This window comes from Aeromonas popoffii, assembly GCF_000820025.1.
In the GTDB taxonomy this organism is placed as follows: domain Bacteria; phylum Pseudomonadota; class Gammaproteobacteria; order Enterobacterales; family Aeromonadaceae; genus Aeromonas; species Aeromonas popoffii.
In genome coordinates this window covers 1-24,467 of the sequence record NZ_CDBI01000051.1, presented here as the reverse complement: position 1 = coordinate 24,467, position 24,467 = coordinate 1, and the positions used below count along the sequence as shown (strand labels likewise).

Sequence of the window (24,467 nt, the reverse complement as noted above, 5' to 3'; positions counted from 1 at the left end):
TTTATCGGCGCAGGCAGTGCAGGTATCCGCAGCTATTTCAGCAACAGGAGTGTTTGATGCAGCAAAGAATCCTCGCCTTTATCGGTGCAGGCAACATGAGCCGCAGTATCATTGCCGGCCTGATCCAGGCGGGTTATCCGGCCGAGCGTATCATAGCCGCCAATCCCAGCCGTCCCAAACTGGATGCGCTGGCGAGCGACTATGGCATCCGCGTCACCCAGCATAATGCCGAGGCGGCCCGCGAGGCTGATGTCATAGTGCTGGCGGTCAAACCCCAGCTGATGGCCGGCATGCTGAGTGCGCTGGTTGATGAGCTGGGGTCACTGGCGGGCAAGCTGCTCATTTCCATCGCCGCCGGCATCAAGGTGGCACGCCTTGGCGAGATGGCGGGCGGTCACGCTCGCATCATCCGCACCATGCCCAATACCCCCTCCTTGCTGGGATTGGGCATGACAGGCCTCTATGCCCCCCCCAGGGTTGAACAGGCAGATCGCGACGTTGCCGAGCAGATGATGCAAGCCGTGGGCAAGACCCTCTGGGTGGCGCAGGAGTCTGGCATCAACGGCGTCATCGCGGCGGCGGGCAGTGCCCCGGCTTACTTCTTCCTGTTCATGCAAGCGATAGCAGAGGAAGCGCAAGCCATGGGCTTTTCGCCCGAGCAGGCGCGCCTGCTGGTGCAACAGACCGCGCTTGGCGCCGCTGCCATGGTAGAGCAAAATCCCGATTTGTCGCTGCAAACCCTGCGTGAGCAGGTGACCAGCAAGGGGGGCACGACCGCCGAGGCCATCAAGACATTCCAGGCGCAGGGGCTGATGCCGCTGACCGCTCACGCCATGCAGGCGGCCGTCGCACGTGCCGCCGAGATGGAAACGCTTTTCTGAACACTTTTCTCTTACCGCTGGAGCTCAGATGAACACAGCTTATTTTCTGATTAATACGATTTTTGATATCTACCTCATGGTGCTGCTGCTGCGCATCTGGTTGCAGTGGGCCCGCGCCGACTTCTATAACCCCATGAGCCAGATGGTGATCAAGGTGACCAATCCGCTGGTGATACCGTTGCGCCGGGTCATTCCGGGCTTCGGTGGGCTGGATATGGCCTCGGTGCTGTTGGCGCTGCTCATCGCCTTCGCCAAGTTGGCACTGCTCAAGAGCATGAACGTGCTGGTGGCCGACTGGCTCACCATCAGCCTGTTTGCCGCCCTGACCGTGCTGAAGAAGGCGGGCTCCATGATCTTCTGGGTACTGCTGATCCGTGCCATCCTGAGCTGGGTCAGCCAGGGTCGCAATCCCATCGAATACGTGATGCACCAACTGACCGAGCCCTTCCTGGCCCCGATTCGTCGCATCCTGCCGGCGCTGGGCGGGTTGGACCTCTCCGTGCTGGTCGCTTTTATCGGGCTGCAGGCCATAAACTATGTGTTGGGTGATCTGTTCGGCCAGCTGTGGTGGATGATTTGATGCCAGCCGTCCTGCGGGAAGGGGACGAGCTGATATTGCATCTGATGATCCAGCCCAAGGCGAGTCGGGATCAGATCGTCGGACTGCATGGCGACGAGGTGAAAGTGGCCATCACGGCGCCGCCGGTGGATGGCCAGGCTAACAGCCACTTGATCAAGTATCTGGCCAAGCAGTTCAAGGTGGCCAAGGGGCAGGTTCGCATAGTGCGCGGGGAGTTGGGACGGCACAAGACGGTTGCCATCGAGGCGCCGAAGCAGATCCCCGCCGAGATCAGTACCCTGCTGGAGACTCAGGGTTAACACGAGAAGGATGACACCATGAAAACAGCCTGGATAAGCTGCCTGCTGGCACTGCTGATGACCTTGCCGCTGCGTGCGGAGCAGATGAAGGAACTGGGCCCCTGGCAGGTGCACTACAGTGCCTTCAACTCCAGCTTCCTCACTCCGGACGTGGCCAAGGCCTACGGTCTGGAACGCAGTCGCTACAACGGCATCATCAATATCGCTGTGCAGAACAAGCAGGGCGTGGCGCAGGCGGTGGGTATCACGGGTGAGGCCAAGAACCTCACCGGCACCCTACGTACTCTGACCTTCCAGGAGGTCAAGGAGGGGGACGCCATCTACTATCTGGCGGTGCTGCCCTATCGCAATGAGGATACCTACCAGTTCACCCTGAAGATCATGGGGGAGGGGCAGCAACAGACGCTCACCTTCCAGCAGACCTTCTACGTCGACTGAGGCTGTTGCCCTGATTACCGAATAGAAAAAGCCCCGAACTCAGGTTCGGGGCTTTTTTCATGATGTGGCGTCAGCTGGCTGGTGCAAAGTCGTGGATCTCGCCCGTTCGCGGGGTGAAGCGAGGATCCTGATCCCGGTTGTGCTTCACCCACTCCATGGCCTGGCAGAAGCTCTCCTGCCTGGCAAGCTCGTCACGCACCTGATCGATGGCCCGCTCGGCGCTGCGCCGCTCCATTTTGCTCGCCTTGCGATCACTGAACTGTTTTTGCTGGGCCAGCATCCAGTCGATGAAGGCCTGACGGCATTGTGACTCGCTGGCCGCTTGGGCGGGCAGTGTCATCAACAGGGTGATCATCAATACATAGCGCATAACAAACCGACGACAAGAGGGTGGGGAGAGGGTGAAGGGCGGTATTTTATGCCGAAAACGTGAGCATGAACAGAGGGGAAGCGGGGCCGACGAGTGGCCAGCCCCGGGCAGGATCAGTGCTTGATGAGGTAGAGTTGGCGGCTGTAGGCCACGTCCTCCGGGTTGTTAATGGGGTAGCCCTTGAGCCAGGGCTTGATGAGCCGGGCATTGGTGTACTGATAGATGGGCGTGATCGGCGCTTCATCCTGCAATATGGTTTCGGCCTGGTCGAACAGCTGGGCCCGCTCGCGGGGATCTTGGCTGCTTGCCGCCCTGGTCAGCAGGGCATCGTAGCCGGCGTTGGCGAAGCGAGCCATGTTGCCGCTGTGGTGGGAGCCCCACAGACCTAGGAAGGCGGAGGGGTCGTTATAATCGGCCACCCAGGAAGAGCGGATCACCTCGAACTGGCCGCTCTGGCGGCTGTCGAGATAAGTTTTCCACTCCTGATTGGTGAGCTCGACCTGGGCACCCAGTTTCTGTTTCCAGAGGTTGGCGATGGCCAGCGCCATCTTCTTGTGAATTTCCGCCGTGTTGTAGAGCAGTGTCAGCTTGAGCGGCTTGTCTGGGCCATAGCCAGCCTCCTTGAGCAGCGCTTTGGCCTTCTCATCCAGCGTCTGCTGGTTGCTGCTGGAGAGCAGGTTGGCCTTGGGCTCGAAACCGGCCACCACGTCCGGGGTGAAGTGATAGGCCGGTTTCTCGCCGGTGCCCAGCACCTTGGCGGCGATGAGGTCGCGGTCAATGGTGTAGGAGAGCGCTTTGCGCACCCTCACATCGTTCAGCGGTGGCAGCTGGGTGTTGAAGGCGTAGTAGTAGGTGCCGAGTTGATCCGGGGTATAGACCTCACCCGGGATCTGCTGCATCAGCTTGTGATATTGCTCCTTGGGGAAGGATTCCGTGATGTGCAGATCCCCGGCCAGGTAGCGGTTGGTGGCGGCGGTTTCCTGGTTGATGGGCACGAAGGTAACCCGGGTCAGCACTGTATGGGCCCTGTCCCAGTAATGGGGATTGGGGGTCAGCTCCAGCCTCTCGTTCACCACCCGGTGGCTCAGCACGAAGGCGCCGTTGCCGACCAGCTTGCCTGGCTGGGTCCACTGGTTGCCATATTGCTCCATGCTGGCCTGATGCAGTGGCGACAGACTGGGGTGGGTCAGCAGGCTCAGGAAATAGGGCACAGGCTGGGAGAGGGTCACCTGCAGTGTGTGCTCATCGAGAGCCTTGACCCCAAGCTCACTGGGGGCCAGCTTGCCGGCCACTATCTCGTCCACCTTGTCGAAGCGGGCCAGCTGGGCAAACCAGGCGAAGGTCGCGGCCTCTTTCGGATCAACCAGTTTGCGCCAGCCGTAGACGAAGTCGGCGGCCTTGACCTTGTCACCGTTGGACCAGCGTGCATCCGGTCGCAGATGGAAGGTAAACTGCTGATTGTCCTTGTTGTCCCAGCTCGCTGCTACGCCAGGCAGCACCTTGCCGTCCGGCCCCTGGGTCAACAGCCCCTCGTAGAGATCCCGCAATACCTGCAGTTCGGGCAGGCCGACCAGTTTGAGCGGGCTCAGGCTCGCCGGTTCATCCTTCAGATGACGCACGACGGCCTGCTCGGCTGCGAGTTGAGTGCCGGGTGGAACATCGGCTGCCTGGATACAGGCACAGCCCAGCAGGGCCAACAAGGGACTCCATCCTTTCATGGCTAATCCTTCAAATAGTGTGAAGCGGGGAGAAAACTTGGCGAGAAATGATCGCCGACAGATGGGAAATCATGATATCCCGTTTGCTGGTCAGACTACCAGTATGAGTCCCATTATTTCAGGGACGGTGTGGAACCTTAATTGACCCGCTGTCAGGGGGAGAGGAGTGAACGATGAGAACATGGATCCTGCTGGCCCTGGCCATCAGTCAGGGCGCCTGGGCGCTGGCGCCTTGTGAGCGTGAGAGTCCGGTCGGCAGCTGGTGCGAGGTAAGCATTGATCAGCTGCACCCGACCCAGGGCGGAGTTGGCCAGATCCAGGTCGACAATACCCAGGCAGAGCTTGCAGGCAAGAGCGCGAAGCAACTCGACAAGTTGATGAAAAAGAAAGAGATCCCCATCGTCATCGCCCCCGATGGTGGCTACTGGCTGGTGGACAGGCATCACCTCACCAAGGCGTTGTGGCAGTCGGGTGTGAAGCAGGCCAGGGTCAAGGTGATCGCCCGCCTGCAGGACACGTCCAGCTTCTGGAGCCAGATGCAGGGCAATCACTGGGCCTGGCTCAAGGATGAGAAGGGGTTGCCGCTGACCCCCGAGCAGCTGCCCGCCCATATCGGCGATCTGCCGGATTACCCCTACCGGACCGTGGCGGGCTTGCTGCAGGATGCGGGCTATGTCGACAAGCGGGATCAGGTCTATTTCGTCGAGTTCGCCTGGGCCAGCTGGCTCGGCCAGCAGATGGACTGGTTGCCGGTCGATGACGCCAATCTGGCGGATCGTCTCCATCAGGCCAAGCGGCTGGCGTGCAGCAGCAAGGCGGAGGATCTACCCGGCTATCCCGGCAAGCAGTGCCGGGTCAATCAGTCGCGCAGTGGCAGCTGAGCAAGCGCCAAGCCAGTAGCCAGAGCAGGGGGGGCAAATCCCCCGTTCTGGTGTTGTTACGTCTGCTCGGTTGTTTGCCAACGTCCAGCAAGGCCACCTCTCTTTGCTGGATCTGCGGCAGCAGGGCTTGTACCTGTTGATCGGGCCAGTCCCACCAGGTCAGCGCCTGTGGCCGGGCTATGCCGTCCGAGCCAAAGCGCTGGCGTGACGTGCCTGTCACCATGCGGTAGGGCGGTTCGTCCCGCGCGACCAGGCTACGGGCGGCGATAATGGTGCCACCCAGATAGTGACGCCTGGCATTATCATGGCTTCCATTCCTATCCAGACATCATGGCCGATTCGGTGATCACCGGCGGGGCGTTAGCTGCGCTTGAGGGCATCCAGGTCAGCAAACGGACAGGTGCTGATGAAGGCCGGGTTGTGAGTGTGGTTGCCCCAGCGCCCTAACCTGGAATGTAGAGCGCTCATCAGTGAGCCGGATTGCTGCCGGGCTGCGCGCTGCGCGGCCGTTTTCGCCTCAGCTGAGGGTTAACCTCTGGGTTTGAGCCTCTGCGCGATCCGCTGTTGCGCCTCTTCCCCCTGCAGGGCGAGGGAGAAGGCGCGCGCCTCCAGATCGATGACGAAGTGCACCGCCTGTTTGAGCTCCTGTTTCAGCAGCGCCTTACTCTTTTGCAGGGCCTTGGGCGGTTTGGCTGCCAGCTTTAATCCCTGCTCGCGGGCAAAAGTGAGCAACGTATCGGCGGCGACCACCCGGTTGGCAAGCCCGAGCCGCTGCGCCTCTTCGGCATCAATAGCCTCGGCCAGCAGTAATAGCTCGGCCGCCTTCAGATGGCCCACGGTACGTGGCAAGAGCAGGCTGGAGGCAAACTCCGGCACCAGCCCCAGTTCGACGAACGGCAGTTGCAACCGTGCGTTGTCCGCCAGATAGACAAGATCGCAGTGCAGCAGCAGGGTGGTGCCTATGCCGACGGCAGGGCCACCGACCGCGGCTATGACGGGTTTGGGAAAATCCGCCAGGGTGTGCAGGAACTGCAAAATGGGATCGTCGGCATCCAGGCTGGATTTGCCCATAAAGTCGGCCAGATCATTGCCGGCGGTGAAGCAGTCGCACTGCCCTTGTATCAGTAGCACATGCACGGTGTCATTTTGTGTCGCTTGGCGTAATGCCGCGGTGAGGGCGAGATACATCTCGGTATTGAGGGCGTTGCGCTTGGCGGGGCGATTGAGGGTCAGGGTGAGCAAGCCATCCTGCTGCTCGGCAACGATAATGAGGTCCATGTCTAAATCCTTGTTATCACAGGCTGTCAAAAGCTTACTGCTGCGGTAATCTTCACGACGTTTAACAACATCATAAAAGGATTTCAACCATGTTTAAACGTGCGTTTTATTCCCTGATCGCCCTGGGTCTGGCTGCGCCTGCTCTGGCCAAGGTCGAGGCCGTCGATGGCTATGTGCGTCTGCTGCCACCCGGATCTCCCAATACCGCCGCCTTTCTGGTGCTCAAAAATGACGCTGACAAGCCGGTGAAGCTGGTCGCCGCCACTTCGTCCGAGGTGGGCCGAGCCGAGCTGCATACCCATCTGCACGAGAACGGGGTCATGAAGATGCGTCAGGTCGAGAGCATAGAGGTGCCAGCAAAAGGGGAAGTGGCACTCAAACCCGGCAGCTTTCACATCATGCTGTTCGAGGTGCGCGAGCTGTTTCAGGGCACGCCCTTCCCGTTGACCCTGACCATGGATGACGGCCAGAAGCTGGAATTGAGCCTGCCAGTGAAGCCGATTGAACCCATGGCAGGCATGCAGCACTGACATTAATGGACGTGTGTTCAGTTTTTTACACTGTGTATTCCCGTCGCACTGGGTAAAATGATGGCCTTTCCAGTCCATAAGAGAGTGACATGATGAAGAAGACCTTGATTGCCGGTTGTGTGCTGGCCCTGTTCAGCCAGGCTGCCATGGCTGCTGATGACTGGCGTATTGCTGCCGGTATCGATGTATGGAACGCGCAGGGCAGCGGCCAGATCAACGGTGTCGGGGCCAACGGCAGCTATGACGAGAACTACAACTGGAGCGGCTACCTGCAACTGGAGCACGGCATCATTCTGCTGCCCAACGCCAAGTTCGAGATGTCCGATTTCGGTACCAGCGGCGGCGCCCTCAACAACGATCTGATGGCCTATGACCTGAGCCTCTACTATCGCCTGTTCAACAACGACCTGTTCCAGATCGACCTGGGTCTGACCGGTCGTCGTTACGATGGCGATTTCAACACCCAGCACTACTCCTATGACAAGGATGTGTTGATGGCTTACACGGGTGCCGAAGTGCGCATCCCAGGTACCGGCTTTGCCGCCTTCGGCGATGCCCGTGTGCAGGATGCCGACAACTATGACTACCGTCTGGGTGGCTCCTACAAGTTTGCTTCTGCTCCCCTTAAGGTACAGGCCGGTTGGCGTGAGGCGAGCATGGACTTCGATCGCGTTGATCAGCGGATTGATGGCTGGTTCATGGGCTGCGAATTCACTTTCTAATCTGGCCGTCAGCTGACGACGAGGAACGATAATGGGCCACATCATAGTGACAGGTGCCGGTTCCGGTCTCGGCCGGGCGCTGACCATCGGGCTGGTTGAGCGGGGCCATCAGGTATCCATGATGGGGCGCCGTTATCAGCGACTGCAGGAGCAGGAGCAACGGCTCGGCAGCGCGGTGATCGGCATCGTCGCCGATCTGGCGCACCATGAAGAGGTCGACGTCGCCTTCGCCGCTGCGGTGGAGTGGGGCGGCCTGCCCGACATGGTGATCCACTGCGCCGGGGTCGGCGAGTTTGGCCCGGTTGGTGTCTACACCGCCGAGCAGATCCGTAGGGTGGTGGAGAGCAATCTCATCTCCACCATTTTGGTGGCACAACAGACGGTGCGGCTCATCGGTGACAAGGGCGGGGTGCTGGCCAATGTGCTCTCCTCCGCCGCGCAGGTGGGCAAGGCCAACGAGAGCCTCTATTGCGCCTCAAAATGGGGGATGCGCGGCTTTCTGGAGTCGCTGCGCACCGAGCTGAAAGGCTCACCGCTGCGGCTGGTCAACCTCTACCCGAGCGGGGTCCGCAGCGAATTTTGGGACAACTCGGATCACGTGGATCCCAGTGGTTTCATGACCCCGGAAGATGCGGCGGCCTATATGCTCGATGCGCTGGAGGCGAGAAGCAGCTGCCACGTGACCGACCTCTTTATCGGTCGCAATCCCTGAGGTGATGTCCCGTCATCCGGTTGCCGTCGTCAGAGAAAGCAGAAACAAAAAGCGCGCCAAATGGCGCGCTTTTTTATGGTGGCAAGGGGGCGAAATTAACGGCCCAGCTTGGCCTTGAGCATGGCGATAATCTCGCCAATGGCCACTTCCTGCTTCTCGCCGGAGCGGCGGCACTTGTACTCCACCACGCCGTTGTCCAGACCGCGATCGCCGATGACGATGGCGTGCGGCACACCCAGTAGCTCCATGTCGGCGAACATCACGCCCGGGCGCTCTTTACGGTCGTCGAACAGCACATCGACACCGGCGGCTTTCAGCTCGGCGTAGAACTGCTGTGCCTGCTCGGCCACGCGCTCGGATTTGTGCATGTTCATCGGCACTATGGCCACTTCGAACGGAGCGATGGCGTCCGGCCAGATGATGCCGTACTGGTCGTTGTTCTGCTCGATGGCGGCGGCTACCAGACGGGAAACCCCGATACCGTAGCAACCCATCTCCATGGTGACGGACTTGCCGCCTTCGTTCAGCACGCTCGCCTTCATCGCTTCTGAGTATTTGGTACCCAGCTGGAAGATGTGGCCCACTTCGATACCGCGTTTGAGCAGCAGCTTGCCCTGGCCGCACGGGCTCGGGTCGCCTTCCACCACGTTGCGCAGGTCGGCAACCTCATAGGTAGCGATGTCGCGATCCCAGTTGGCACCGGTCAGGTGGAAGCCGGTGTCGTTGGCGCCGCAGACGAAGTCCGCCAGATGGGCGGCGCTGCGATCGGCAATAACACGACCATTGAAGCCTACCGGACCGATGGAGCCCGCATCGCAACCGGCGGCAGCTTTAATCTGCTCATCGTTGGCGAAGGTCAGCGGGTTGGCGACACCAGAGAGCTTCTCGGCCTTGAGCTCGTTCAGCTCGTGGTCGCCACGCAATACCAGCGCGATGACCGCCTGCTTGCCGTGCTCGTCTTCCTCTGCCAGTACCAGCAGGGTCTTGGCGATGGTGGTTGGCGCCACGCTCAGGAAGGCGGCGACTTCGTCTATGGTGTGAACGGCCGGGGTGGCGACCTTGGTCAGGGCTGCGGTGGCGGCAGCGCGCTCACCAGCCGGTGCCAGCGCTTCGGCCATCTCGATGTTGGCGGCGTAATCTGATGTGTCGGAGAAGGCGATCAAGTCTTCACCGCTCTCGGCCAGCACCTGGAATTCGTGGGAACCGGTGCCACCGATGGAGCCGGTATCGGCCTGCACCGGACGGAAGTTCAGACCCATGCGGGTGAAGGCCTTGCAGTAGGCGGCGTGCATCTTCTCGTAGGTATCGACCAGGGATTCCTTGTCGATATGGAAGGAGTAGGCATCCTTCATCAGGAATTCACGACCGCGCATCACCCCGAAACGGGGGCGCACTTCGTCGCGGAACTTGGTCTGGATCTGGTAGAGGTTGAGCGGCAGCTGCTTGTAGCTGTTCACTTCGTAGCGGATCAGGGAGGTGATCACCTCTTCGTGGGTCGGGCCCAGCACGAAGCGGCGGTTGTGGCGGTCGGTCAGGCGACACAGCTCGGGACCGTAGTCATCCCAGCGGCCGGACTCCTGCCACAGCTCGGCGGGCTGCACCACCGGCATAGAGACTTCGATGGCACCAGCATTGTTCATCTCTTCGCGAACAATGTTCTCGATCTTTTTCAGTACCCGCAGGCCGGACGGCAGCCAGGCATACATGCCGGAGGCCAGTTTGCGGATCATGCCAGCGCGCAGCATCAGCTGATGGCTGACGACTTCGGCGTCGGACGGGGTTTCCTTGAGAGTGGAAAGCAGATATTGGCTGGTACGCATCGCTCGTGACCTTAGATAAAACGGGCCGCGGGGCCCTGGATAAATTCAAGAGCGGAATTTTAACAGGGAGGGCCCTGCGGCCCAAGGGCTAAATTTAGCGCAGCGGGAGAAAGCGGGGGCCGTGCCCCCGCCCGTGTCAGACCCTAAATTGCGACAGCAGTCGCTGTTGCAGCAGGCTGGCCTGATGCAGGGAGGAGGCAAGTTGCAGGCACTCCTGCGCCTCCTGCTCACCTGTCTGGGCTTGCAGGCTGATGCCGGAGACCTTGCCCGAGGTATTGCTCAGGGTGTGGGAGAGCTGACCTGTGGCATCTGCCACCTGCTGGACCATGTCAGCCAGATGGTCGATGGCCTCTTCCACCTTGAACAGGATCTGCTTGGTGTTGTCAGAATCCTGCATGCCCGACTTCACGGTTTTCAGGTTGCGTTGCATCATCAGGTAGGCTTTCTCGGTCTGCTGTTGAATGCTGTTGATCACCTCGGTGATTTCGGCACTGGAGGAAGCGGTACGGTTGGCCAGAGTGCGCACCTCGTCGGCCACCACGGCAAAGCCCCGGCCCATCTCGCCGGCCCGGGCCGCCTCGATGGCGGCGTTGAGTGCCAGCAGGTTGGTCTGCTCCGAGATGCTGCTGATGGTGGAGATGATCTGGCCAATCTGGCTCGCCTGTTCTTTGAGGGCGTTGATGGCGTTGGCGCACTCGCCCACCTCCACCACGACACGTTGCATGCCGTTGCTGGCGGAGGTGACGTATTGACTGCTCTCGGCGGTGAGCTGGCGTACTTCATTGGCGTTTTGCGCCGCCACTCTGCAATTATCCGAAATGGAGGTGGCGACCTGCACCATCTGCTCGCTGTCGTGGTGCAGCGCCTGAGCATGCTCGGCGGTCTGGCGGCTGCTCTGGCTGATGGCCTCGACCCGGTTGACCGAGGTGTGCACGTGGTCGCTGATGTGCTGGTTGTTGTCCATAGTGGAGCTGATCATCTTCTGCAGCTTCTCGATGAAGCGGTCCACACTACCTGCCAGCGAGCCTATCTCATCGTCCCGCTTGAGATTGATCCGCGCGTTGAGATCACCTTCGCCAGCAGCTATGTCTTGCATCCGCTGATTGACTTGCAACAGGGGCCTGACTATGGCGCGAACCAGCCAGAAACCGCAAAGGGCGACGATCAGCAGGCTCAGTACCATACCCCCCAGGATAAGGGTCCTGGTATGGCCGATGATGGTATTGAGCTGATTTACTTGATCCTCGACAGTGGCATCCCCCTTGGCCTCGACCTCGACCAGCACCTGCTTGAGCTGTTCGGCACTGCTCTCGTATTGCACCAGCTGGCGCTGGTAATCGCTCAGGGCTGCAATCCACTGGCTCATCAGCTGCTGATTGTCGGCCTGCAGAGCCCGGTATTGCACCGCCAGCGACTGGCCGGCAAATTCCCCCTCGCCGGGGATATCGAACAGCCCTGTGGCCAGCATGCCGTCAACCGCCTCCTGATAGAAGCTGGTCGCCTCCTTCAACTCGGCCTGGATGGCAGGGGTCGGGCCTTCGCTTTGCATCTTCTCCAGCGCATAGAGCTGGCGCAGGAAGCCGATGTTGGCCTCCATGCCGCCGTCGGCCGCATGCCAGCGCGTGGCGAGACCACCATTCCAGCTGATGGCCTGATCCGGCGCCTGAGTGAGGCTCTCGACTGCGCCATCGCCGACCACTTCCAGCTGGGTGGAGAGGCGGGACATGCGCTCCGAGCTGGCACGCAGCGCCTTGTCGACGCTGGTATAGGTGCTATAGAACGTCAGCAGCTTGTCCTGCTGTTGTTGATAAACCTGCTGGCGCTGGTTCATGGTGCTGATCGCCGTCTCATCAATGAGCCTGCCTTCACCCACCCGGCGCAGGGCATCTGTGGCGGCCTCTCTGGCTCGTTGCAGCTCGGGCTCGTCGAGCGGCATGCCTCTGAGCATTTTCTGGATATAAAGGGACTGGTTGCCCAGATCTATGGATCCCTCCATGGCGCCATCGGCAGTCTGCCAGGCGGCGCCCAATACATAGGAGAGCAGATCAGCCAGCCGTTGGCTGCCATACCAGCCGATTGCTCCCATGCCCAGTGTGCAACCGAGCAGGATAGTCAGCCCCAGATTTGATGTAGTGACAATTTTCATGATGCAAGACCTTCCTTGGTTCCGAACAAACCCAATTGAGTGTTCCATCAATGGCCAAGATTCGCCATTCCCGGTGGAAAATAAAGTTACTGCCCAGATCCGATCCAAGCATGGCTCCGAAAGCGTCAGAATACCGAGAATCCTCTGTCATCCATCGCTGCCCTATGCTGGATACTTATCCAGTTATTCTTTATGCTATGACCCAATTTACAGATAGATGGTTTGGCGAGGAGAGAGTCGTGATTGGTCGCTTGAGAGGCGTAGTCATTGAGAAACAACCCCCCGAGGTGCTGCTGGAAGTCGGGGGCGTGGGCTATGAGGTACAGATGCCCATGAGCTGCTTCTATGATCTGCCCGAGATCGGCAAGGAAGCGACCATTCACATCCACTTCGTGGTGCGTGAAGATGCCCAGCTGCTGTATGGCTTCAATCACAAGCAGGAGCGGGCGTTGTTTCGCGAGCTGATCAAGACCAACGGTGTCGGCCCCAAGCTGGCGTTGGCTATCCTCTCCGGCATGACAGCCACCCAGTTCGTGCTGAGTGTCGAGCGCGAGGAGATAAGCTCGCTGGTCAAATTGCCTGGTGTGGGCAAGAAGACTGCCGAGCGGCTGGTGGTGGAGATGAAGGACAGGCTCAAGGGCTGGGTTAGCCACGATCTCTTCTCGCCGGCCGAGATCAGCCTGCCAGCCAAGGAGCGCCAGCTGCGGGCGCCCGATGCGAGCGAAGAGGCGGCCAGCGCGCTGGTGGCTCTGGGCTACAAGCCGCAGCAGGCCAGCCAGATCGTCAGCAAGATAGCCATCGATGGGATGTCGGTTGAGGATATCATCCGTGAATCCCTGCGTAGTCTGGTGTGAGGTAGGCAATGATTGAAGCGGACCGTCTCATCTCTGCCACTGGTGTGCGTGAGGATGAGGTCATTGATCGGGCCATACGGCCAAAGATGCTGGCCGATTATACCGGTCAGGATCCCGTCTGTGAGCAGATGGAGATCTTCATCGAGGCGGCGCGCCAGCGTGGTGAGGCACTTGATCACCTGCTGATCTTCGGCCCGCCAGGTCTGGGCAAGACCACGCTCGCGAACATCGTCGCCAACGAGATGGGGGTCAACATCAAGACCACCTCAGGCCCAGTGCTGGAAAAAGCAGGCGATCTGGCGGCGCTGCTAACCAACCTAGAACCAAACGACGTTTTGTTTATCGATGAAATTCACCGGCTGAGTCCGGTGGTGGAGGAGGTGCTCTATCCGGCGATGGAAGATTACCAGCTCGACATCATGATAGGGGAAGGCCCTGCCGCCCGCTCCATCAAGCTCGATTTGCCTCCCTTTACCCTGATCGGTGCCACGACCCGGGCCGGCTCCCTGACCAGCCCGCTGCGGGATCGTTTCGGCATAGTGCAGCGGCTGGAGTTCTATAACGTCAAGGATCTGACCGATATCGTTTCTCGCAGCGCCCGTTGCCTGGGGCTGGAGATGACCAATGACGGCGCCCTGGAATTGGCTCGACGCTCTCGCGGTACGCCGCGAATTGCCAACCGTCTGTTGCGTCGCGTGCGCGACTTTGCCCAGGTTAAGTCTGATGGCCGGATTGACGGACCCATAGCGGCCCGAGCCATGGATATGTTGGACGTGGACAATGAAGGCTTCGACTTCATGGACCGCAAGCTATTGTTGGCTCTCATAGACAAGTTTATGGGGGGCCCTGTGGGGCTCGATAACCTGGCGGCGGCTATCGGTGAAGAAAAAGATACCATCGAGGATGTGCTGGAGCCTTATTTGATCCAGCAGGGTTACCTGCAACGTACACCTAGAGGGCGGATGGCGACACCAAGAGCTTATGCACATTTTGGCCTGCAACGGCCAGATGAAAGGTGAAAATAGCTGTTTGAACAAAAAACCGCCATCAAGGGCGGTTTTTTGTTATCTGGGCATAAAAAAGCCCACGGCACAGGCGGTGGGCAAAGACAATTCAGGATGGATGTTCACAGACAGTGAGTGCGTCTGGACACAGACCGGAAGAAACAGAGGAGCCGTCGCGAGGCCTCAAAGCCGATTCATTTGATAGAGCTGAACGAACGAAAGCTTGTAGTAACGGATGGTTGTAGCAACAAACTTTTTCATCTTACATTCCAATAGACAGGTTCGAAATGAGCGTCGTATACGTACCAAAAACCCAGATTGACCGGCCTGTGCCCAAGGTATGCCCTCACTGCGAGACGCATTGTAGGAGGTATATCGGACTCGGACAAACAAGAAAAATTACCAAGTATGGATTAGATTAACTAATCAATTGCCGGAGTGTTTTGCTTGCATAAACATATTGATTTACTGAATTTTAATTGGGTTTAGCGGCGAGTATCCAAGAGTAGGTAAACATTATGAAAATCTGCTTGAGTGCTGTTTTTTAACAGAAGCTTCACTTATTGATGTTGATATTAAATTTGATTTAAATCAATGATTTGCGATTTGGTGTTTTTTGTGACGCAGCTCTCCAAATTAAATGAAGCGTGACGTAAAAGTTCCTTTGAAAGGCATGTATTGATGATGGTTTTACATTGATTTCAATCAAATAAAGGTGATATAAAACACCGGTCATTGTGAGCGGGAATAAAGCAAGCTTGATTGTTTTTCAATTGTTAAGCATTAGCTTTTTTTGTTCCTGTTTATTGCTTTATTGTTAATGCGGGTAGCGCTCGAATCCGGTCGCCAGTGCAAACTGGAGCGCGACCGATAATTCGGGGACTGTCAACGGAAGCTTTGTCCTTATACTTAAAATAGCCGTGCCAATAATCGGTGAGGAAACATCATGATTGCTGAGCATGTGGTAGACCTATCGCGGTTCCAGTTCGCTGCGACGGCCCTTTATCACTTTTTGTTTGTACCCCTGACGCTGGGATTGGCCTTTATCCTGGCGATCATGGAATCTGTCTATGTGATGACCAACAACACCATCTACCGGGATATGACCAAATTCTGGGGTAAGTTGTTTGGTATCAACTTTGCCTTGGGGGTAACCACAGGCCTGGCCATGGAGTTCCAGTTCGGGACTAACTGGGCTTATTACTCCCATTATGTCGGCGATATCTTCGGGGCCCCGCTGGCTATCGAAGGGCTGATGGCCTTCTTCCTGGAGTCCACCTTCGTCGGTATGTTCTTCTTTGGCTGGGATCGACTGAGCAAGCATCAGCATCTGGCTGCAACCTGGTTGATGGCGCTGGGGACCAACCTCTCCGCTCTCTGGATCCTGGTTGCCAACGGCTGGATGCAGAACCCGGTCGGTGCCGAGTTCAACTTCGAATCCATGCGGATGGAGATGGTGAGCTTCGCCGACGTGGTGTTCAACCCCGTCGCTCAGGTCAAGTTTGTCCACACGGTCGCGGCGGGCTATACCACGGGCGCCATGTTTGTGCTGGGTATCTCTTCCTACTACCTGCTCAAGAATCGTGATGTGGCGTTTGCCCGTCGCTCCTTTGCCATTGCAGCCGCCTTTGGCATGGCTTCCATCGTGTCAGTGGTGATCCTGGGTGACGAATCCGGTTACCAGACCGGTGAAGTACAGAGGGTGAAACTGGCTGCTATCGAAGCTGAGTGGGATACTGAGCCGGCTCCGGCCGCATTTACCCTGTTCGGTATTCCGAATCAGGAAAAGATGCGTACCGACTTCGCCATCAAGATCCCTTTTGCGCTGGGTATTATTGCTACTCGTTCGCTGGATGGTCAGGTAACGGGTCTGAGAGATCTGAAAAACGAGCATGAGTTGCGTATACGCAATGGTATGACTGCTTACGATCTGTTGACCAAGCTGCAATCAGGTGACAAGTCTGAAGACACCCGCGCTCGCTTCGATGAAGTGAAGCAGGATCTGGGCTACGGTCTGCTGCTCAAGCTCCACACCAGTAATGTGATCGATGCGACTGACGAACAGATCCAGGCCGCCGTGGATGACTCCATCCCACGGGTGCTGCCGCTGTTCTTCGCTTTCCGCATTATGGTTGCCTGCGGCATGGTGCTGCTGGTGTTGATCGGTCTGGCCTTCTATGACAGTGCCCGTCACCGTATCGGTGAGCGCAAGTGGCTGCTCAAAGCCCTGTTGTGGGGCATACCTTTACCCTGGATCGCCAGCGAGGCGGGCTGGTTTGTCGCCGAGTATGGTCGTCAACCGTGGACCATTGCTGAGATACTGCCAACGTCCCTCTCCGCATCCAACGTGCCTGCGTCCGAGATCTGGTTCTCCCTGATCGGGATCTTCCTGTTCTATACCGTACTTCTGGTTATCGAGATGTACTTGATGTTCAAGTATGCCCGCCTAGGCCCCAGCAGCCTGAAGACTGGCAAGTATCACTTTGAACAACTCAAGGCATAAGGAGAGCGACCATGTTTGATTACGAAACACTGCGTGTCATCTGGTGGGCTCTGGTCGGCGTGTTGCTGATTGGTTTCGCCATCACCGATGGCTTCGACATGGGGGTAGGCGCACTGCTCCCCTTCGTCGGCAAGAAGGATGTAGAGCGTCGCGTGATGCTCAATACCATGGGCCCGCACTGGGAAGGCAATCAGGTTTGGCTGGTCACTGCCGGTGGTGCCTTGTTCGCAGCCTGGCCAATGGTGTATGCCGCGACCTTCTCCGGCTTCTACATCGCCATGATGTTGACCCTGATGGCGTTGTTTTTGCGTCCGGTCGGCTTGAAGTACCGTTCTCTGCGTGCTGATGCCAGATGGCGCGACAACTGGGATCGGGCCTTATTCGTCGGTAGCGCCGTGCCGCCTATCATCTTTGGTGTGGCATTTGGCAATCTGCTGCAAGGTGTTCCGTTCGAGTTTAATCAGTTCATGATGTTGACCTATCATGGCAACTTCTTTGGCCTGCTTAATCCGTTTGGCATTCTGGCCGGTCTGGTGAGCTTGTTCATGTTGCTTACCCAGGGCGCTACCTGGTTGATGATGAAGACCGACGGTGAAGTGCTGGCCCGCTCCCGCACCGCTGCCATGATCTGCTCCCTGCTGACTCTGGTCCTGTTTGGTCTGGCCGGTTTCTGGGTAAGTGGCATGGAGGGCTATGTGGTGGTCAAGGCTGCTGCAACCGATGCAGTTTCCAATCCCATGAACAAGGAAGTGGTGCGTGAGGCTGGTGCCTGGATGAACAACTACACCCTTTACCCTTGGATGATAGTCGCGCCAGTACTGGGTCTCTCCATGAGCCTGTTGACTGCATTGTTTGCCAAGCTGAATAAAGGCTGGGTAGCATTTACCAGTTCATCGCTGGCGGTTACCGGTGTGATCCTGACCGCAGGTTTCTCCATGTTCCCGTTCGTGATGCCCTCCAGTCTTGAGCCCTCACTGAGCCTGACCATGTGGGATGCCACTGCATCGTTCAACACCTTGCAAGTGATGACCGTAGTGGCAGTTATCTTGGTACCGATTGTGCTGGCCTATACCATCTGGACTTACATCAAGATGTTTGGCCGGGTGACCAGCAAGCACATCGAAGACAACCAACAATCGCTCTACTAAGAAGGAGTCCTGATATGTGGTATTTCACCTGGTTCCTGGGTCTGCTGCTGGCTTGTGCGTTTGGCATCATCAATGCGCTCTGGCTGGAACACACCGAGAACATGGATCGTCAGATCGATGAACACAAGTGATCGACTCGCCCGGTTGGCCGCTCCGCTAGAGCGCCAACCCTGGCAGGGGTTGATGCTGGTTGCGGCAGCCCTGTTGGCGGTCGCCATTTTACAGGCCCCTGACTTGGTCGCTGCCAACACCAGTGAACACGGCCTCTGGCTTGCTCCCTGGCTGATGTGGGCGGTCTGTTGCGGCGTGATGCACGGGCTGGGATTTCATCCCCACAGCCTCATAGGCCGTGTACTGTTTTGCCCCTGGCTCGCCTGGCCCAGTTTGTTATATGGGCTCTGGTTGACTCAAGGCTATTTCCTTTCATAAAAAACGGGGGGAGGCAGGATTTCCCTGCCTCCCCCTGCTTCTTTCCTATTCAGCCCTGCGCTATGATAGCCCCCCATCTGACTGTCGAATGGATCACAGATTGCTATGGGTGAAGTCTCTGAGTTTCCGGTGCGTGTCTACTACGAAGACACCGATGCCGGAGGCATCGTCTACAACGCCAATTATCTCAAGTTTATGGAACGTGCTCGCACCGAGTTTCTGCGCGCCGGTGGCATCGAACAGGATGTTCTGCTGCGTGACGGACACGCGTTTGTGGTGAGTCGAACAGAGATCGATTTCCGCTCGGCGGCCCGTTTTAATGAGCTTTTGACTGTGTTAACGCAAGTGACTGAAGTGAAACGTGCATCCCTGCGCTTCTCACAACGGATACTGGCGGCTGATGGACGACTGATCACCCAGGCCATGGTACAGATAGCCTGTGTCAGTCATCCGCATATGAAACCTGTTGCAATACCTGAAAATGTGAAGGGAGTGCTGTTAAGTGCACGCTGAAATTTCGTTTATTGGCCTGTTTTGGCAAGCCAGCCTGTTGGTAAAACTGGTCATGATGACCCTAATGGGGATGTCGGTTGTCTCTTGGGCGCTGATCTTCCAACGCTCCAAGGTCATCAAGGCGGCCAATATCGCATCGGAGCAGTTTGAGGATAGATTCTGGTCCGGGGTCGACCTTAACCGTCTCTATCAGGAGTCCTCTTCTCGCCGCGATGACATCGAAGGCATGGAGGACATCTTCTATTCCGGCTTCAAGGAGTATGCTCGCCTGCTCAAGGCCGGCGCTCGTGGCCAGGATGCGGTGATGGATGGTACCTACCGTGCTATGCGGGTATCTCTTTCCCGCGCGGTGGACGAGTTGGAGTCCAACTTGCCAGTGCTGGCGACCGTCGGCTCCATCAGCCCTTACATAGGTCTGTTTGGTACCGTATGGGGCATCATGAACGCCTTTATCGCCTTGGGACAGGTGCAGCAGGCTACCCTGCAGATGGTGGCCCCGGGTATCGCAGAGGCGCTGATCGCCACCGCCATGGGCCTGTTCGCGGCCATTCCTGCGGTTATTTTCTATAACCGGTTTACCAACAAAGTAGAGAAGCTGGAGAACGCCTACGCCAACTTCATGGACGAGTTCACCACCATACTGAACCGTCAAATTGCACAGCAGCAGGGTGATCAGTAATGCAAACCTATCAGCGGATCCGGCGCAAGAAGGTGTGCGAGATCAACGTGGTTCCCTATATCGACGTCATGCTGGTGCTGCTTATCATCTTCATGGCGGTGACGCCTGTGATCACGCAAGGGGTCAAGGTTGACCTGCCGCAGGCGGAATCCGAGCAGTTGCCGGAAGATGCCAAGCCCCCCTTCATCGTCAGCGTCAATACCGAAGGCGAGTACGTCATCAAGGCCGGTGAGGCCGACGATGAGCCGGTGCCGAGCGGTACGCCCGAGGCGATGCAGCAATACATCACCGAGAAAGCCATGGGGTATCTGGCCATCAACCAGAATGCCCCTGTGGTGGTGGCCGGTGACAAGTCCGTGCGCTACGAAGAAGTGATCCTGCTGATGGTCGCCCTCAAAAATGCGGGCGTGCCTCAGGTTGGCCTGATGACAGATCCGGTGAACTGACGGAGATGGACGTGAAGCGTGGTATTTCCGGTTATCTCATCGCGTCGTTACTGCTGCACCTGATCATCGGCATCATTTTGCTGGTCGGGGTCGACTTCAGCAAACCGAAGCGGCCCGAGTCGAAGGGACAGATCGTCAATGCCGTCATGCTCGACGAGAACTTCCTCAACGAGCAGGCCAAGCAGATCCAGCAGCAGAAATCTCAGCCCAAGCCTCAGAAGGTAGAGAAAGAGAAGGACAAGGAAGACACGGATATCGCCAAGCGCGAGCTGGCCCAGCAGCAGGAGCGGCAGCGCATCGCCGAAACCAAGCGCAAGGAAGCCGAAGAGGCAACCCGCAAGGCAGAGGCCGAAAAGCAGAAGCAGGTCGCCGAGCAGAAGCAGGCGAAAGAGAAGGCCCAGAAAGCTGAGGAAGCCCGCAAGCTGGAAGAGCAGAAAACCAAGAAGGCGGAATCTGAGCGCAAGGCGGCAGAAGCAGAGAGCAAGGCGCTGGCGCTGAAGAAGAAAAAGGAACAGGAAGAGAAAGAGAAGCAAGAGGCCGAACAGAAGCAGGCCAAGGCGGAGGCAGCCAAGAAAGCGGAAGCCGACAAGAAGGCCAAGCAGGAGGCTGAGAAGAAAGCCAAAGCCGAGGCGGACAAAAAAGCCAAGGCAGAGGCCGAGAAACAGGCCAAGGCTGAAGCGGACAAGAAAGCCAAGGAGGCCAAGGAAGAGGCCGCCAAGAAGGCAAAAGCTGACGCAGAGAAGAAGGCCAAGGCCGAGGCTGACAAGCAAGCCAAGATCGCGGCGGAGCGCAAGCGCAAGGCGGCTGAAGAGGCCAAACTGCAAAAAGAGATGGAAGACATGATGCAGCAGCAGCTGTCGGCTGAGGCGAATGCCCGCAGTCAGGCTGCATCGGCGCAGGCGCAGGGCGAGGTTGATAAATATGTCGCCTTGATCCAGGCAACGGTCGAGCGTTACATGATTTTGGATCCCACCATGCGGGGTAAAACATGTACTATCGGCGTACGTCTTGCCAGCACCGGCTTTGTCATATCGGTAGATAACGGCCAGGGTGACCCAGCGGTCTGCCGTTCCGGCAAAGCGGCGGTATTGAAGGCCAGTCAACTGCCAGTGCCAAAGGATCCTGCGGCATTCGAGAGGTTGAAGGAGTTCAACCTCAAGTTAGAACCTAGCATCTAAGCATGATAAAACGGGGTCAGGCAGCGTCTTGCTGAGAAAGGAATTTAACCTCTCATTTTTATTGGAACCGAGTATTTAAGCCATGATCAGAAAAGTATTTTTTGCTTTGGTTGGCTGTTTGTTGCTGGGCCAGAGTGCCCAGGCGGCCCTGGACATCGTCATCACCGGCGGTATAGATAGCGCACGTCCTATCGCCGTCGCCCCCTTCAAGTGGGAAGGGAACGGGCAACTGCCGCAGGACATCGCGGAAGTGGTTTCCAACGATCTGATGCGCAGTGGCAAGTTCAAACCGCTGGCTCGTAGCCAGATGCCGCAGACCCCGAGCTCCAGTGGCGAGATCAACTTCGCGCCCTGGGCGTCCCAAGGGGTTGAGGCTGTGGTGGTCGGTTCCATTGCTGCTGTGGGTGACGGTACCTACAAGGTCAACTTCGAGCTGGTCGACGTGCTGAAGGGACAGCTGGCCAAGACCCAGGGCGGCGAGAGCAACGGTTACATCCTGGATAGCCGCATGGCGACCATTCCAGGTGCCCAGATGCGCCAGTTTGCCCACCGTATCTCTGACATCGTCTATGAGCGTCTGACGGGGGAGCGGGGTGCTTTCCTGACCCGGATCGCCTATGTCTCCATCGAGCGCGGTACTCAATTCCCGTATCAGCTGCGTATTGCCGATTACGACGGTTACAACGAGAAGACACTGTTGCGTTCTCGCGAGCCGCTAATGTCGCCATCCTGGTCGCCGGACGGTAGCAAGCTGGCGTATGTGAGCTTTGAGAACCAGAGGTCTGAAATCTATGTGCAGGATATCTACACCCAGCAGCGCAGCCTGATCTCCAGTTTTCGCGGCATCAATGGGGCACCAAAGTGGTCTCCTGACGGTCGTCGATTGGCTATTGTGTTGTCCAAAGAGGGTCAGCCTGATATCTATGTCATTGATGTTGCAAGCAAGCAGCTGACAAGAGTGACAAATACCCGCGTGATCGACACTGAACCGGCCTGGATGCCGGACGGGCAAACTTTGATTTTCACCTCTGAACGTGGTGGCAAACCCCAGATTTATAGCGTAAATTTGGCGACTGGCGTCACTCGCCGGATGACCTGGGAAGGAGAATCCAACCAGGGTGCCTCTGTCACACCGGACGGCAAGTCCATGGTGATGGTGACCCGGGTTCAGGGACAATATCGCATCGCTCGTCAAGATATGGAAAGCGGAGCAATGTTGGTATTGACTCAGAGTGCTCTGGATGAGTCGCCAAGTGTGGCTCCCAATGGCAGCATGATCATCTATGCCACCATCTATCAAGGTCGTAAGAGTCTCGCGTTGGTGTCGACTGATGGTCGCTTCAAGGCTGTGCTTCCGACCAGTAGCGGTGAAATTCGTGCACCAGCTTGGTCGCCCTTCTTGAATTGATAAAAATTCGATTGTTTTTTGTTTTGTTATAAAGGTTTAAGGAAATAGCATGCAACTCAATAAACTGCTCAAGGGTTTGGCCATCGCACTGCCACTGTTCACCCTGGCCGCTTGTAGTTCCTCTTCTGATTCCGACGCAGCTGGCGCCGAGTCAGGCATGACCGACGGCATGGGCGGTGTACAAACCGGTGGCGCAAATGGCATGTTGTCCCCGGAAGAGCAGATGCGTCAGAAGTTCGAAGCACTGCAACGCGACAACGTGATCCACTTCCCGTTTGATGGTTATGACATTCAGGGTCAGTACGCTGATCTGCTGGATGCACACGCCAGCTACCTGCGTGAGCGTCCGTCCGTCAAGGTGTTGATCGAAGGCCACGCCGATGAGCGCGGTACTCCGGAATACAACATCGCGCTGGGTGAGCGTCGTGCCAAGGCTGTCGCCAAGTATCTGCAAACCCTGGGTGTGCAGGCTGAGCAGCTGTCCATCGTCAGCTATGGCGAAGAGAAGCCGCTGGATCTGTCTCATACCGAGGAAGCCTTTGCCAAAAACCGCCGTGCGGTTCTGGTTTACTAAGGTTTGATCTGAATGACATTCGTGTCTAAGCAAGCGGCCATTTCGATGGCCGTTTTATTTGCACTAAACACTAAGGTTTATTCCGAATGAAGCTCGTGTATAAGCAAGCGACTATTGTGATGGCCGTTTTATTTGCACTGAGCGCTCAGGCGGCTGCGCCCGTGAGCGATCTCAGTGGCGGTGGTGGCGTGGCCCTTAGCGGCAACAATGGCGCCATTATGCCCACAGGCAGCCTGGAAGACAGGGTCGCCTTGCTGGAGCGCACCCTGAATGCCCGCCTGCGCCTGCAGGCCGAGTTGCAGCAACAGGTGGATTCCCTGCAAGGGGAGGTCTCCGAGCTGCGCGGCCAGCTGGAACAGCAAACCTACCAGATGGAGCAGTCGCAAGAGCGTCAGCGCCAGCTCTACCAGGAGCTCGACAAGGTGGCCAACAGTCAGCCTGCCCCCGCCACACCGGCGGCCGGTGCGGCCCCGGCGGCAGTGGCCAACTACTCCGCCAATCTGGATGAGAACCAGGCCTATGATGCGGCCGTGAACATGGTGCTGAAGGACAAGAACTACGACAAGGCCATCCCCGCCTTTGAAGGGTTCATCAAGCAGTACCCAAGCTCGGGCTATGTACCGAATGCCCACTACTGGCTCGGCCAGCTGTTGTTCAACAAGGGTGACAGAACCGGTGCTGCGGCTCAGTTCTCTACCGTGGCGAACAAGTTCAGCAAGTCCCCCAAGCGGGCAGATGCTCTGCTGAAGCTGGGCATGCTGGCGCAGCTCGATGGCAAGAAAGCGGAAGCCAAGACCTTCTATGAGCAGGTGATCAAGGGCTATCCCAACACCTCGCCGGCCCAATTGGCCAAGCAGAGTCTGAGCAAGTTGTAGCATTGCCGTATGTCACTGTTTTCGTAACAGTCTTGTAAATACGGCCCCGCTTTGTATGCGCAGTGAACAATCAGATTTAATTTAAGAATTTTCTATTGCGCCAGGATGATAAATCCGTAATATAGGCCGCCGTCAGGGCAGGTGCAGTATTGCAGCCGGTTCTGGTCGTGGTGAGGGTCGTTAGCTCAGTCGGTAGAGCAGTTGACTTTTAATCAATTGGTCGCTGGTTCGAATCCAGCACGACCCACCATTTCTCCACCAGGTGGAGACAGAATCCCAGGTCGTTTAGCTCAGCTGGGAGAGCACCTCCCTTACAAGGAGGGGGTCACTGGTTCGATCCCAGTAACGACCACCAGTTTGTAAAAAAATGATTTAGATGGGTCGTTAGCTCAGTCGGTAGAGCAGTTGACTTTTAATCAATTGGTCGCTGGTTCGAATCCAGCACGACCCACCATCATTTCAAGAATCCCAGGTCGTTTAG

Annotated in this window: 26 protein-coding genes, 3 tRNA genes and 1 pseudogene; 24 read left to right on the top strand and 6 right to left on the bottom strand. The window is 57.5% G+C overall.

Translation table 11 applies throughout. The features are described 5' to 3' along the window. The first annotated feature begins 56 nt into the window (after nucleotides 1-56). Genes proC through BN1129_RS09955 form a run of 4 tightly spaced genes read left to right on the top strand, consistent with a single transcriptional unit; the run spans nucleotide 57 to nucleotide 2,198 of the window. A complete protein-coding gene (gene proC / locus BN1129_RS09970; protein WP_042036162.1) occupies nucleotides 57-881 on the top strand; it encodes a pyrroline-5-carboxylate reductase in 825 nt (274 codons plus the stop codon). A gap of 28 nt (nucleotides 882-909) precedes the next feature. After that, nucleotides 910-1,461: a YggT family protein gene (locus tag BN1129_RS09965; protein WP_042036160.1), complete on the top strand. Its 552-nt coding sequence runs from the start codon at nucleotides 910-912 to the stop codon at nucleotides 1,459-1,461. Then, nucleotides 1,461-1,760 carry a DUF167 family protein YggU gene (gene yggU / locus BN1129_RS09960; protein WP_042036158.1) on the top strand — a complete coding sequence of 100 codons (300 nt, stop codon included), beginning with the start codon at nucleotides 1,461-1,463 and terminating at the stop codon, nucleotides 1,758-1,760. The genes BN1129_RS09965 and yggU overlap by 1 nt, the downstream gene beginning before the upstream one ends. An 18-nt stretch (nucleotides 1,761-1,778) precedes the next feature. Next, nucleotides 1,779-2,198, top strand: coding sequence for a DUF4426 domain-containing protein (locus tag BN1129_RS09955; protein ID WP_042036157.1), 420 nt, complete (start codon nucleotides 1,779-1,781; stop codon nucleotides 2,196-2,198). Between the two features lie 70 nt (nucleotides 2,199-2,268). Here BN1129_RS09955 and BN1129_RS09950 read toward each other — a convergent pair whose 3' ends face one another. Further along, on the bottom strand, nucleotides 2,269-2,568 hold the full coding sequence (locus tag BN1129_RS09950) for a hypothetical protein (protein ID WP_042036155.1): 300 nt from the start codon (nucleotides 2,566-2,568) through the stop codon (nucleotides 2,269-2,271). Nucleotides 2,569-2,681: 113 nt separating this feature from the next. Further along, nucleotides 2,682-4,286, bottom strand: coding sequence for a peptide ABC transporter substrate-binding protein (locus tag BN1129_RS09945; protein ID WP_042036154.1), 1,605 nt, complete (start codon nucleotides 4,284-4,286; stop codon nucleotides 2,682-2,684). Between the two features lie 173 nt (nucleotides 4,287-4,459). On the opposite strand from BN1129_RS09945, the gene BN1129_RS09940 reads away from it, so the two are divergent. Then, nucleotides 4,460-5,167, top strand: a complete 708-nt coding sequence (locus BN1129_RS09940) for a ParB-like protein (protein ID WP_042036152.1) — start codon at nucleotides 4,460-4,462, stop codon at nucleotides 5,165-5,167. 82 nt (nucleotides 5,168-5,249) lie between these two features. On the opposite strand, the pseudogene BN1129_RS22435 reads toward BN1129_RS09940, so the two are convergent. Next, a pseudogene (locus BN1129_RS22435) lies at nucleotides 5,250-5,602 on the bottom strand (LbetaH domain-containing protein); the annotation flags it as partial. A gap of 93 nt (nucleotides 5,603-5,695) precedes the next feature. Further along, nucleotides 5,696-6,445, bottom strand: a complete 750-nt coding sequence (locus BN1129_RS09935; protein ID WP_042036150.1) for an enoyl-CoA hydratase-related protein — start codon at nucleotides 6,443-6,445, stop codon at nucleotides 5,696-5,698. 89 nt (nucleotides 6,446-6,534) lie between these two features. Here BN1129_RS09935 and BN1129_RS09930 point away from each other — a divergent pair, with 89 nt between their 5' ends. From BN1129_RS09930 to BN1129_RS09920, 3 genes are all read left to right on the top strand, one after another. Then, nucleotides 6,535-6,975: a copper chaperone PCu(A)C gene (locus BN1129_RS09930; RefSeq protein ID WP_042036148.1), complete on the top strand. Its 441-nt coding sequence runs from the start codon at nucleotides 6,535-6,537 to the stop codon at nucleotides 6,973-6,975. 92 nt (nucleotides 6,976-7,067) lie between these two features. Continuing rightward, a complete protein-coding gene (locus tag BN1129_RS09925; protein WP_042036216.1) occupies nucleotides 7,068-7,697 on the top strand; it encodes a TIGR04219 family outer membrane beta-barrel protein in 630 nt (209 codons plus the stop codon). 31 nt (nucleotides 7,698-7,728) lie between these two features. Beyond that, a complete protein-coding gene (locus tag BN1129_RS09920; RefSeq protein ID WP_042036147.1) occupies nucleotides 7,729-8,409 on the top strand; it encodes an SDR family oxidoreductase in 681 nt (226 codons plus the stop codon). Nucleotides 8,410-8,504: 95 nt separating this feature from the next. Here the strand turns inward: BN1129_RS09920 and BN1129_RS09915 are convergent, their stop codons facing one another. Together BN1129_RS09915 and BN1129_RS09910 are read right to left on the bottom strand one after the other, a co-directional pair. Then, entirely contained in the window at nucleotides 8,505-10,229 is a 1,725-nt protein-coding gene (locus BN1129_RS09915; protein WP_042036146.1) for a proline--tRNA ligase, read from the bottom strand. A 136-nt stretch (nucleotides 10,230-10,365) separates the two neighbouring features. Then, nucleotides 10,366-12,375: a methyl-accepting chemotaxis protein gene (locus tag BN1129_RS09910; RefSeq protein WP_042036145.1), complete on the bottom strand. Its 2,010-nt coding sequence runs from the start codon at nucleotides 12,373-12,375 to the stop codon at nucleotides 10,366-10,368. Nucleotides 12,376-12,614: 239 nt separating this feature from the next. On the opposite strand from BN1129_RS09910, the gene ruvA reads away from it, so the two are divergent. From ruvA to BN1129_RS09830, 16 genes are all read left to right on the top strand, one after another. Further along, a complete protein-coding gene (gene ruvA / locus BN1129_RS09905; RefSeq protein ID WP_042036144.1) occupies nucleotides 12,615-13,229 on the top strand; it encodes a Holliday junction branch migration protein RuvA in 615 nt (204 codons plus the stop codon). An 8-nt stretch (nucleotides 13,230-13,237) separates the two neighbouring features. Further along, complete coding sequence (gene ruvB / locus BN1129_RS09900) at nucleotides 13,238-14,248, top strand: Holliday junction branch migration DNA helicase RuvB (RefSeq protein ID WP_042036143.1); 1,011 nt, start codon at nucleotides 13,238-13,240, stop codon at nucleotides 14,246-14,248. A 931-nt stretch (nucleotides 14,249-15,179) separates the two neighbouring features. Further along, nucleotides 15,180-16,736: a cytochrome ubiquinol oxidase subunit I gene (locus BN1129_RS09895; protein WP_042036142.1), complete on the top strand. Its 1,557-nt coding sequence runs from the start codon at nucleotides 15,180-15,182 to the stop codon at nucleotides 16,734-16,736. A gap of 11 nt (nucleotides 16,737-16,747) precedes the next feature. Then, on the top strand, nucleotides 16,748-17,884 hold the full coding sequence (gene cydB / locus BN1129_RS09890) for a cytochrome d ubiquinol oxidase subunit II (protein WP_042036141.1): 1,137 nt from the start codon (nucleotides 16,748-16,750) through the stop codon (nucleotides 17,882-17,884). Nucleotides 17,885-17,898: 14 nt separating this feature from the next. Beyond that, on the top strand, nucleotides 17,899-18,015 hold the full coding sequence (cydX, locus tag BN1129_RS22430; protein ID WP_042036140.1) for a cytochrome bd-I oxidase subunit CydX: 117 nt from the start codon (nucleotides 17,899-17,901) through the stop codon (nucleotides 18,013-18,015). Next, nucleotides 18,002-18,313, top strand: coding sequence for a cyd operon YbgE family protein (locus BN1129_RS09880; protein ID WP_042036139.1), 312 nt, complete (start codon nucleotides 18,002-18,004; stop codon nucleotides 18,311-18,313). Before cydX ends, BN1129_RS09880 begins: the two co-directional genes overlap by 14 nt. Nucleotides 18,314-18,418: 105 nt before the next feature. Beyond that, complete coding sequence (gene ybgC / locus BN1129_RS09875) at nucleotides 18,419-18,826, top strand: tol-pal system-associated acyl-CoA thioesterase (protein ID WP_042036138.1); 408 nt, start codon at nucleotides 18,419-18,421, stop codon at nucleotides 18,824-18,826. Next, complete coding sequence (gene tolQ, locus BN1129_RS09870) at nucleotides 18,816-19,505, top strand: protein TolQ (protein WP_042036136.1); 690 nt, start codon at nucleotides 18,816-18,818, stop codon at nucleotides 19,503-19,505. Before ybgC ends, tolQ begins: the two co-directional genes overlap by 11 nt. Then, on the top strand, nucleotides 19,505-19,951 hold the full coding sequence (gene tolR, locus BN1129_RS09865) for a protein TolR (protein WP_042036135.1): 447 nt from the start codon (nucleotides 19,505-19,507) through the stop codon (nucleotides 19,949-19,951). Before tolQ ends, tolR begins: the two co-directional genes overlap by 1 nt. 5 nt (nucleotides 19,952-19,956) lie before the next feature. Next, on the top strand, nucleotides 19,957-21,129 hold the full coding sequence (gene tolA / locus BN1129_RS09860; RefSeq protein ID WP_042036133.1) for a cell envelope integrity protein TolA: 1,173 nt from the start codon (nucleotides 19,957-19,959) through the stop codon (nucleotides 21,127-21,129). A gap of 82 nt (nucleotides 21,130-21,211) precedes the next feature. After that, on the top strand, nucleotides 21,212-22,537 hold the full coding sequence (gene tolB, locus BN1129_RS09855; RefSeq protein WP_042036131.1) for a Tol-Pal system beta propeller repeat protein TolB: 1,326 nt from the start codon (nucleotides 21,212-21,214) through the stop codon (nucleotides 22,535-22,537). Between the two features lie 49 nt (nucleotides 22,538-22,586). After that, a complete protein-coding gene (gene pal / locus BN1129_RS09850) occupies nucleotides 22,587-23,111 on the top strand; it encodes a peptidoglycan-associated lipoprotein Pal (protein WP_042036130.1) in 525 nt (174 codons plus the stop codon). Between the two features lie 86 nt (nucleotides 23,112-23,197). After that, nucleotides 23,198-23,986 carry a tol-pal system protein YbgF gene (ybgF, locus tag BN1129_RS09845; RefSeq protein ID WP_042036128.1) on the top strand — a complete coding sequence of 263 codons (789 nt, stop codon included), beginning with the start codon at nucleotides 23,198-23,200 and terminating at the stop codon, nucleotides 23,984-23,986. 174 nt (nucleotides 23,987-24,160) lie between these two features. Beyond that, a tRNA-Lys gene (locus BN1129_RS09840) sits at nucleotides 24,161-24,236 on the top strand. Nucleotides 24,237-24,265: 29 nt separating this feature from the next. Further along, a tRNA-Val gene (locus BN1129_RS09835) sits at nucleotides 24,266-24,341 on the top strand. 23 nt (nucleotides 24,342-24,364) lie between these two features. Further along, nucleotides 24,365-24,440, top strand: a tRNA-Lys gene (locus tag BN1129_RS09830). The last annotated feature ends 27 nt before the right edge of the window (nucleotides 24,441-24,467 follow it).

What these genes read in the sequence shown, in the direction of transcription:
- proC (WP_042036162.1), top strand. Translation starts at nt 57, where the DNA reads ATGCAGCAAAGAATCCTCGCCTTTATCGGTGCAGGCAACATGAGCCGC.
- BN1129_RS09965 (WP_042036160.1), top strand. Translation starts at nt 910, where the DNA reads ATGAACACAGCTTATTTTCTGATTAATACGATTTTTGATATCTACCTC.
- yggU (WP_042036158.1), top strand. Translation starts at nt 1,461, where the DNA reads ATGCCAGCCGTCCTGCGGGAAGGGGACGAGCTGATATTGCATCTGATG.
- BN1129_RS09955 (WP_042036157.1), top strand. Translation starts at nt 1,779, where the DNA reads ATGAAAACAGCCTGGATAAGCTGCCTGCTGGCACTGCTGATGACCTTG.
- BN1129_RS09950 (WP_042036155.1), bottom strand. Translation starts at nt 2,568, where the DNA reads ATGCGCTATGTATTGATGATCACCCTGTTGATGACACTGCCCGCCCAA.
- BN1129_RS09945 (WP_042036154.1), bottom strand. Translation starts at nt 4,286, where the DNA reads ATGAAAGGATGGAGTCCCTTGTTGGCCCTGCTGGGCTGTGCCTGTATC.
- BN1129_RS09940 (WP_042036152.1), top strand. Translation starts at nt 4,460, where the DNA reads ATGAGAACATGGATCCTGCTGGCCCTGGCCATCAGTCAGGGCGCCTGG.
- BN1129_RS09935 (WP_042036150.1), bottom strand. Translation starts at nt 6,445, where the DNA reads ATGGACCTCATTATCGTTGCCGAGCAGCAGGATGGCTTGCTCACCCTG.
- BN1129_RS09930 (WP_042036148.1), top strand. Translation starts at nt 6,535, where the DNA reads ATGTTTAAACGTGCGTTTTATTCCCTGATCGCCCTGGGTCTGGCTGCG.
- BN1129_RS09925 (WP_042036216.1), top strand. Translation starts at nt 7,068, where the DNA reads ATGAAGAAGACCTTGATTGCCGGTTGTGTGCTGGCCCTGTTCAGCCAG.
- BN1129_RS09920 (WP_042036147.1), top strand. Translation starts at nt 7,729, where the DNA reads ATGGGCCACATCATAGTGACAGGTGCCGGTTCCGGTCTCGGCCGGGCG.
- BN1129_RS09915 (WP_042036146.1), bottom strand. Translation starts at nt 10,229, where the DNA reads ATGCGTACCAGCCAATATCTGCTTTCCACTCTCAAGGAAACCCCGTCC.
- BN1129_RS09910 (WP_042036145.1), bottom strand. Translation starts at nt 12,375, where the DNA reads ATGAAAATTGTCACTACATCAAATCTGGGGCTGACTATCCTGCTCGGT.
- ruvB (WP_042036143.1), top strand. Translation starts at nt 13,238, where the DNA reads ATGATTGAAGCGGACCGTCTCATCTCTGCCACTGGTGTGCGTGAGGAT.
- BN1129_RS09895 (WP_042036142.1), top strand. Translation starts at nt 15,180, where the DNA reads ATGATTGCTGAGCATGTGGTAGACCTATCGCGGTTCCAGTTCGCTGCG.
- cydB (WP_042036141.1), top strand. Translation starts at nt 16,748, where the DNA reads ATGTTTGATTACGAAACACTGCGTGTCATCTGGTGGGCTCTGGTCGGC.
- cydX (WP_042036140.1), top strand. Translation starts at nt 17,899, where the DNA reads ATGTGGTATTTCACCTGGTTCCTGGGTCTGCTGCTGGCTTGTGCGTTT.
- BN1129_RS09880 (WP_042036139.1), top strand. Translation starts at nt 18,002, where the DNA reads ATGAACACAAGTGATCGACTCGCCCGGTTGGCCGCTCCGCTAGAGCGC.
- ybgC (WP_042036138.1), top strand. Translation starts at nt 18,419, where the DNA reads ATGGGTGAAGTCTCTGAGTTTCCGGTGCGTGTCTACTACGAAGACACC.
- tolR (WP_042036135.1), top strand. Translation starts at nt 19,505, where the DNA reads ATGCAAACCTATCAGCGGATCCGGCGCAAGAAGGTGTGCGAGATCAAC.
- tolA (WP_042036133.1), top strand. Translation starts at nt 19,957, where the DNA reads ATGGACGTGAAGCGTGGTATTTCCGGTTATCTCATCGCGTCGTTACTG.
- tolB (WP_042036131.1), top strand. Translation starts at nt 21,212, where the DNA reads ATGATCAGAAAAGTATTTTTTGCTTTGGTTGGCTGTTTGTTGCTGGGC.
- pal (WP_042036130.1), top strand. Translation starts at nt 22,587, where the DNA reads ATGCAACTCAATAAACTGCTCAAGGGTTTGGCCATCGCACTGCCACTG.
- ybgF (WP_042036128.1), top strand. Translation starts at nt 23,198, where the DNA reads ATGAAGCTCGTGTATAAGCAAGCGACTATTGTGATGGCCGTTTTATTT.